This window comes from Adlercreutzia caecimuris B7 (assembly GCF_000403355.2).
Classification (GTDB): domain Bacteria; phylum Actinomycetota; class Coriobacteriia; order Coriobacteriales; family Eggerthellaceae; genus Adlercreutzia; species Adlercreutzia caecimuris.
Window position 1 is genome coordinate 822,410 of the sequence record NZ_KE159646.1, and the last position, 6,991, is coordinate 829,400.

A 6,991-nucleotide genomic window follows, 5' to 3' on the forward strand; every position below is an offset into this window, starting at 1 on the left:
TATCAGGCCATGCGCGCCATCACCTTCAACGGCGCCTACCAGTACGGCGAGGAGGCCGACAAGGGCACTCTGGAGGCGGGCAAGCTGGCCGACCTGGTGGTGCTCGACCGCAACCCGCTGGCCGTGGACCCGCGCGAGATCCGCGACATCAAGGTGCTCGCCACCATCAAGGAGGGCGAGGTGATCTACCGGCGCGACGAGGCATAAGAACCCCTCCGCCCCATTCCTGCGGCCGGCTGCTCCCCTGAAGGGGCGGCCGGCCGTTTCCTTCCCTAGAACGCGCCCCGCAGCTCGGGAAAGCCGGGGAAGAAATCGTCCTCGGCCGCTTCCGTCCCCTCGGCACCCTGGGACTCCAAGAGACGCTTGAAGCGCTCCGTCAGCGGCGTCAGATCCCCTCGATCGTCGGGATGCACGAGCAGCAGCGCCACCTGGGCGCAGCGCTTCCCCGCCAGCTGCGGCCCCCCGTCCAAGTCGTAGAGGTGCACCGCGGTGCGCTCGACCCCCTCGCCGCACCAGGCGAGCACGAGGCTGCGCTCGCGAATGAAGCCCAACGTGCGCACGAGCCACCGGAAGCGCTCGAGGCCGAGGGACACCGCGCCGCTCGCGACCAGATCGCGATGGACCGTCGGCAGCAGAGCGCTCGGGGTCGCGGGCACCGTAAGGCGCACCCGCTCGCAGGGCACCTGCGCCTCGCGGCCGCGGCGCCACAGGGGAATGGCCTCCACGATGCGCTCCAAATCGCGCTCGTCCACGAGGCTCGATATGGTCACGCTGGGAAAATCCACGGGCAGAGGCTCGAAGGACACGAGGAAGTCGAAGCGATCGAGCAAGGGCGAGGAGGGTCTCGCGCAGGCCGAGAGCACCTCGTTCTCAGCGATGACGTCCACCACCTGCACGCGGCTCGACAGCTTCTCGATGCGGTAGCGGCCCCACAGGGCCAAGTCGATGCCGCTGTTCACCACCAGTCCCACGCGGTAGTGCCGCAGGCTCCCCACCCGCTCCAAGTACTCGACCAGCACCAGCACCAAGCGCGTGTAATCCGACGTGTGCAGCCGCGCCTCCACGAGCGCGGGCACCTCGCACAGCACCGAGGACAGCAGGCACATGCCGTCCATGGAATCGTATTTCACGGCCAGCTCGTTGGGGTTCTGCACCACCAGCCCGCAAGCGCGCCGGGTCAACCCGCTCTCCACGAGAATGCCCAGCGGACGAATGAGGGAGGCGGGCACCGGCTCCCCGAAGGCGGCCTCGCAGGCGGCGGCGATGTCGGCAGCCATGGCCCGGGCTCGGTCGTTGGGCTCGTAGCGCTCCATAAGCTCGGCGCTCCACTGCCACGTGCAGCAGTTCGCCATATCTTGGAGCAGGCCCATCTCGGCCTCGTTCACCGCGATACCGAAGTGGCGCGAGAGGCGATTCCCCAGGCTCGCGAAGAACCCGGACAGCTCGCCGGTAAGGGGCCGGTCGGCGATGACGTGGCCCATTTGGATGCGCGCCACCATGATGCGCAGGTAGACGCCGAGCTGCCAGCGGGCGTTGCTGGAGAGGGTGAAGCCGAGGTTGTCCTGGACCTCCTCGATGCAGCGATCGAAGAACCGCTGGTCGCAGCCGGAGGCCGCGTCCAAGAGCAGCGGCTCGATGCGGCGGCGCACGGCCTGGGGCGGGAAGGAGAACAGCACCGACATGAGAAAGCCCCGCTGAGTCCACTCGGCCCCGACGAACTCGATGCGCCGGCCGGTGCGCACCGCCAGCCCCCGGCCCACGAGCACCCGCTGCCACCAGTGCAGATCGCTCTGCATCTGCTGCTTGTTCGTGAAGACCGCCCGCGTGAGGGATTCCACGGTATGGGGTCCCGGCGTGCAGGTGAGCACCACCAACTCCCGGCAGAGGCGCTCGAAGCGCGGATGCATGGCAGCCTCGCTCTCGTCGAGCAGACGCGAGAGGCGGTTCGCCTCATGGGCGGCCAGCACGAGGCGCAGCCCCGACCCTCGCCGCCGCGAGACACAGGACGCGAAGCCCTCGTGGCGGAGGAACCCGTCGATGGCCTTCACGTCCGTGCGCACCGTCTTCTCCGAGCAGCCGAGCAGATGGGCGTACCAGGCGCAGGTCTTGTACTCGGCCTCGTTGAGCAGCGCGCGGAGCAACGATCCCTGTCTGGCGTTCATGGACTCCCCCTCGTGGTCCCGGGAATAAGCTGAGCGATTCACTCGGCAATAGTGTACTGAATTCCCCTTGGCCGCACGGGCCGCAGAGGCCAGACAAATTGCCGCAGTTACGGCAAACCCCCTGCGTACCACTGTTTTTACCGCATCTGCGGCAAGAGATGTGCCCCGCCGCCGACCGGGACAGACCTACAATCCCCTCAGTTTCCCGTGTTCGCGCCATCAGTTTGGAGGGCCCTATGACGTCCACGAACCCCGCCGCAGAAACGTCTCGCGCAACCGCGCGCCACCGCAGCGAGGGGGCCGGCGGGCGCGAGCCGGGCACGGGGAGCTGGGCGCCCCTGGCCGTGCTCGTCTTGGCTCAGATCGGCACCTCCAGCGACAACGCCGCCATGAACATCGCCGTGGGCAGCCTCACCGCCGAGCTCGGCGCCACCCTGGGCGACATCCAGATGGCCACCACGGTCTTCTCCCTCATCGCCGGGGCCTTCATGATCGCCGGCGGCCTCATCGGCGTTACCATCGGGCTGCGGCGCACCATGCGCATCGGGCTGGCCCTGGCCGTCCTGGGCGAGGTCGTGGCAGCCTGCGCTTTTCACATCGCAGTGCTCACCTGGGGCGGCCGGGTGCTCATGGGGGTCGGGGCGTGCCTGGTGACCCCCTCGGTGCTCGGACTGGTGGCGGCCCTCTACGAGGGGAGGCGGCGCGCGGTGGCCTTCGGGGCCATTGCCGGCGCGGCGGCCCTGTCCACCCTCTCCCCCATCGTCTTAGGCGCCATCATGGACGCCGCGGGCTTCCGCGTCACCTTCGCCGTGCTGGCCGCCTATTTCGCCCTCGTTCTGGGAACAACCGCGCTGCTGCCCGCAAGTGCCCCGCAGGCGGGGCGCAAGCGCTTCGACGTCGCCGGCATGGCCGTTGCCGCCGCGGGCCTGGCCCTCTTCCTGCTCGGCACCTCGCGGCTGTCCACCTGGGGCGTGGTCTTCCCCATGGCCGGCTGCCCCTTCACCGTGGCGGGCCTCTCGCCGGCGCTGCCCCTCATGGCAGCAGGGCTGTTGCTGCTCGCCCTTCTCGTTCCCATCGAGCGGGCGGCCGAGGCAGCCGGCGGGGCCCTCATCCCACGATCCTACCTCGCCTCGCCGGCGGTGCGCTCGGGACTTCTCGCCGTGGCGATGCCGTTCTTCTTCATGGGCGCCCAGGGAATCCTCATCACTCCCTACCTGATGCTCGTGGCCGGCTTCTCCGCCATGCAAAGCGGCATGCTGTCGCTGCTGTCGGGCATCCCCATGTTCTGCCTGGCGACGTTTCTGCCGAAGCTGGCACCGCGCCTCTCGTCGCGCCTCATCATCCGCATCGGCCTTGCCGCCATTGTCGCCGCCTGCCTCCTCATGGCCCTCGGCGTGGAGCAGGACGCGGTCGGCGTGGCCCTGTTCGCCGGCACGATGCTGGGCGGCATCGGCGTGGGGGCCGTCAACTCCCAGGCCAACAACGCCGTGGCCTCGGCCGTACGCGGCCGCGACGCCGAGCAGTCCGGAGGCATCCAGGGGGCCGCCCGCAACATCGGCCTGGCCCTCGGCACCGCCGTGGGCGGCACCTGCCTGCTGCTCGCCATGGCAACGCTGTTCGCGAGCGGCGCCGCCGAGGCGTCGATAGCCGGCGATCTGGTGCGCACCGCCGCCGAGCAGGGCAGCACCCTCATGAGCCCCGAGGCCTTCGCCGAGCTGGCGGCGACGTGGGGAGCCGCCCCCGCCGACGGTGCCGCGCTCGCCGCTATCCACAGCCAAGCCCAGGCCGACGCCCTGCGCCTTACCTTCGGCCTACTCGGCGCCGTCATGGCCCTCAGCCTCATCGGCACGCGCCACCTCGTGGAGACGGCCGCCGGGAGGTGATCTCGCCCGCGCCCCACGAGACGGGAAAAGAGAGAACCCGCGGGGACTGCCCGCGGGTTCTCTCTTTCCGAAGACTCTTTTGAGCGGTGCGACCGCCGGAAAGCCGCCCGACCGCGCATCCGGCGGCGACAGGCGCAATGCAGCCGGTGCCTTAGGCGCTGATCTCGGCGGTCTTGGCAGCCATGGCCTCGGCCACGGCATCGGCCCTCTGCTGGCCGCGCACCACGAAGCTGATGGTGAAGTAGCCGGCCACCGCGCCGCCGCAGGCGCACACAAGGCCCTTCAGGAACATCATGCCGGTGACCGTGGCACCGCCGGCGGGCAGCGCCAGGGAGAGCAGGGCGCCGATGCCGGTCATGAACACGCAGGCCAGAGCACCCACCACGAGGATAGACACGGCGTAGGAGCCGGACACGAGCGGGAAGGCGCCCGCGCCGCCGGCCGGCAGCTTGAAGACGTTCTTGCGCAGGTCCATGCGGGTGAGCGGCACCACGCAGGCGAACAGCAGCATGCCCAGCAGAAGACCGGTGAAGGACAGATCGGACACAACGGCGCCCATGTCGAAGGTGGCGCCCTCGGCGGCGGCGTGCAGGCCGGCGAAGATGGCGGCGTTGATGATGCCGTTCACCACACCGTAGCCGATGAGGCACTTGTTCAGTGCGTAGGACGTGAAGGACAGGGGGGCCTTGGGGGACTTTGCCATAGGTGAGCGTTCCTTTCTTCTTGCGATGCTCTCGGCGCGGAGCGGGGCTTTACGACGAGCCCGCGGCTTCCTCCGCGCGGCCGGTCCCGCAGGGACGCGGCGATGTGACGGGGAGCATTATAGGAACCGGTGTTCCCTTTCTGCGCATAAACCATTTCCGTTGCTGCGGAAAACGTTTCCCATTCGGAAAGGGAGCAATCTCCCTACAATGATCGCCGCCGAGTTACGGAGGGCCCTTGCGAGACTACCCTCTTCGGTGTAGGCATCCCATCCAAGTTTTAAGGAGGAACAATGGCGAAGACAAAAGCGGCACATCCCGAGGGAGGTGTCGAGAAGTTCCTGGTACTGCCCATTATCGTGCTGATTCTGGCGCAGATGGGAACCTCGGGCGACAACGGCGCGCTCGGCCTCGCCAACCAGCAGCTGGTCGACGTGCTGGGCGCCACCACCCCCGATATCCAGCTGGCGAACATGGTGTACTCGCTCATGGCCGGCGCCTTCATGGTGGCGGGCGGTCTGGTGGGCACCATCATCGGCTGGCGCACTAACTTCCGCCTGGGCGCCATTCTGTGCGCCGCGGGCGAGCTGGTCATGGCGCTGTCGCCGAACATGACCGTCTTCATCTGGGGCGGCCGCATTCTCGTCGGCTTCGGCGCCAGCTTCATGATCCCCTCGGTGCTGGGCCTTATCCCCTTCATCTACCACGGCAAGAACCGCGTGCTGGCCTTCGGCTGCATCGGCGCGGCGTCGGGCCTGTCGGCCTTCCTGCCGCTGTTCCTGGGCATCGTCATGCAGTTCGGTGGCTTCCGCGTCACCTACGGCGTGCTGGCCGTGTACTTCGCCCTGGTGCTGCTCTTGTCCTTCAAGCTGCCGGCCATCGAGAAGCCCGCCGAGAAGCTGAAGTTCGACGGGCTCGGCACCGGCATCGCCGCCGTGGGCCTGTTCCTGTTCCTCGTGGGCCTGTCCCGCATCTCCGCCTGGGGCCTCATCGAGCCCTTCGCCGAGTGCCCCTTCACCATCTTCGGCATCTCGCCGGCCCTGCCCATGGCCGCCCTCGGCCTGCTTCTCATCGTGGCCCTCGTGCCCATCGAGAAGCGCGTGGAGGAGAAGAACGGCATCGCGCTTCTGCCCCAGTCCTTCCTGAAGACCCCCCAGGTGCGCGCCGGCCTCGTGGCGAGCGCCATCACCTTCTTCTTCATGGGCGTCCAGGCCATCCTGCTCTCGCCCTACCTGCAGCTGGTGGCCGGCTGGTCGCCGGTGCTCATGGGCGTCATGGCGCTGGCCGTGGGCATCCCCACGTTCATCTTCTCGCTCGGCATCCCGAAGTTCATGCCGAACGCCAACCCGCGCCGCGTCATCCAGATCGGCTACATCGTCATGGCCGCCGCCTTCATCCCCATGGCCCTCTCGCTGCACGGCTCTGAGGTCAACGGCCTCATGTGGGTCGGCCTGGCCGTGGCCGGCGCCGGCGCCGGTATCGTGTCCGCCCAGGCCAACAATATCGTGGCCCTGGCCGTGAACGAGCGCGACGCCTCCCAGTCCGGCGGCATCCAGACCACCATGCGCAACGTGGGCCAGGCCATCGGCGTGGCCGCCATCGGCGCGGTGCTCCTGTTCGGTATCACCGCCAACATCGACAACGCCATGGCCGAGAGCCCCGTCATCACCCCCGAGGTGCAGCAGGCCGTGGCCGAGCGCAACATCTCGCTCATGGGCGACGCGCAGTTCGAGGCCACCATCGCCGACATCCCCATGGACGATGCCCAGCGTGCCGAGCTCGTGCAGTTGAACTCCGACGCCCGCATCCAGTCCACCATCACCTCCTACGTGGTGGCCGCGGTGCTGATCTTGCTGGGCCTGCTGTCCACCCGCTGGATCACCATCTTCAAGAAGGATGAGGACGGCAAAGAGGAGACCATCGTCGAGGAGACCGCCGGCGAGCAACCCTTCGAGCCCGTGGTCGACCGCGAGATGTAGGCCGGCCGCCCTCTGACTGACCGGACGATACCCCGGCCTTGACCAAAGCGGGTGGGACGCGCACCCACCCGCTTCTTCTATCGGGGGAAGCCCTCTCGCACACCCCCTGCGCACCCCGTCATCCGACAATTGAAAGGAAGACCATGAAACGGCTTTTCACCAACGCCACCTTCGTCACCATGGTCGACGAGTTCGATACCGCCGACGCCCTGCTCGTCGACGACGAGGGCCGCATCGCCTTCGTCGGCCCCCTGGAGGAGGCCCGC

At 68.3% G+C, this 6,991-nt stretch carries 5 protein-coding genes; 3 read left to right on the forward strand and 2 right to left on the reverse strand.

Going from position 1 to position 6,991, the window contains the following annotated elements:
* Positions 1 to 207, forward strand: a 207-nt coding sequence (locus tag C811_RS07555; protein WP_016308945.1) for an amidohydrolase family protein, incomplete at its 5' end; no start/stop codon positions are given.
* A gap of 65 nt (positions 208 to 272) precedes the next feature.
* Here C811_RS07555 and C811_RS07560 read toward each other — a convergent pair.
* The gene (locus C811_RS07560) at positions 273 to 2,162 is read right to left on the reverse strand and encodes a BglG family transcription antiterminator (protein ID WP_016308946.1); all 1,890 of its coding nucleotides are present in this window, start codon (positions 2,160 to 2,162) and stop codon (positions 273 to 275) included.
* Positions 2,163 to 2,398: 236 nt separating this feature from the next.
* Between C811_RS07560 and C811_RS07565 the strand changes: the two genes are divergently transcribed.
* Positions 2,399 to 4,045 (forward strand): MFS transporter, encoded by a 1,647-nt coding sequence (locus C811_RS07565; protein ID WP_016308947.1) that lies wholly within the window; start codon positions 2,399 to 2,401, stop codon positions 4,043 to 4,045.
* Positions 4,046 to 4,196: 151 nt separating this feature from the next.
* Here C811_RS07565 and C811_RS0103055 read toward each other — a convergent pair whose 3' ends face one another.
* On the reverse strand, positions 4,197 to 4,748 hold the full coding sequence (locus C811_RS0103055) for a hypothetical protein (protein ID WP_016308948.1): 552 nt from the start codon (positions 4,746 to 4,748) through the stop codon (positions 4,197 to 4,199).
* A 291-nt stretch (positions 4,749 to 5,039) separates the two neighbouring features.
* Between C811_RS0103055 and C811_RS07570 the strand changes: the two genes are divergently transcribed.
* Entirely contained in the window at positions 5,040 to 6,725 is a 1,686-nt protein-coding gene (locus C811_RS07570; RefSeq protein ID WP_016308949.1) for an MFS transporter, read from the forward strand.
* Positions 6,726 to 6,991: the final 266 nt, after the last annotated feature.

Coding starts and splice junctions, on each gene's coding strand:
- C811_RS07560 (WP_016308946.1), bottom strand. CDS start 2,162: ATGAACGCCAGACAGGGATCGTTGCTCCGCGCGCTGCTCAACGAGGCC.
- C811_RS07565 (WP_016308947.1), top strand. CDS start 2,399: ATGACGTCCACGAACCCCGCCGCAGAAACGTCTCGCGCAACCGCGCGC.
- C811_RS0103055 (WP_016308948.1), bottom strand. CDS start 4,748: ATGGCAAAGTCCCCCAAGGCCCCCCTGTCCTTCACGTCCTACGCACTG.
- C811_RS07570 (WP_016308949.1), top strand. CDS start 5,040: ATGGCGAAGACAAAAGCGGCACATCCCGAGGGAGGTGTCGAGAAGTTC.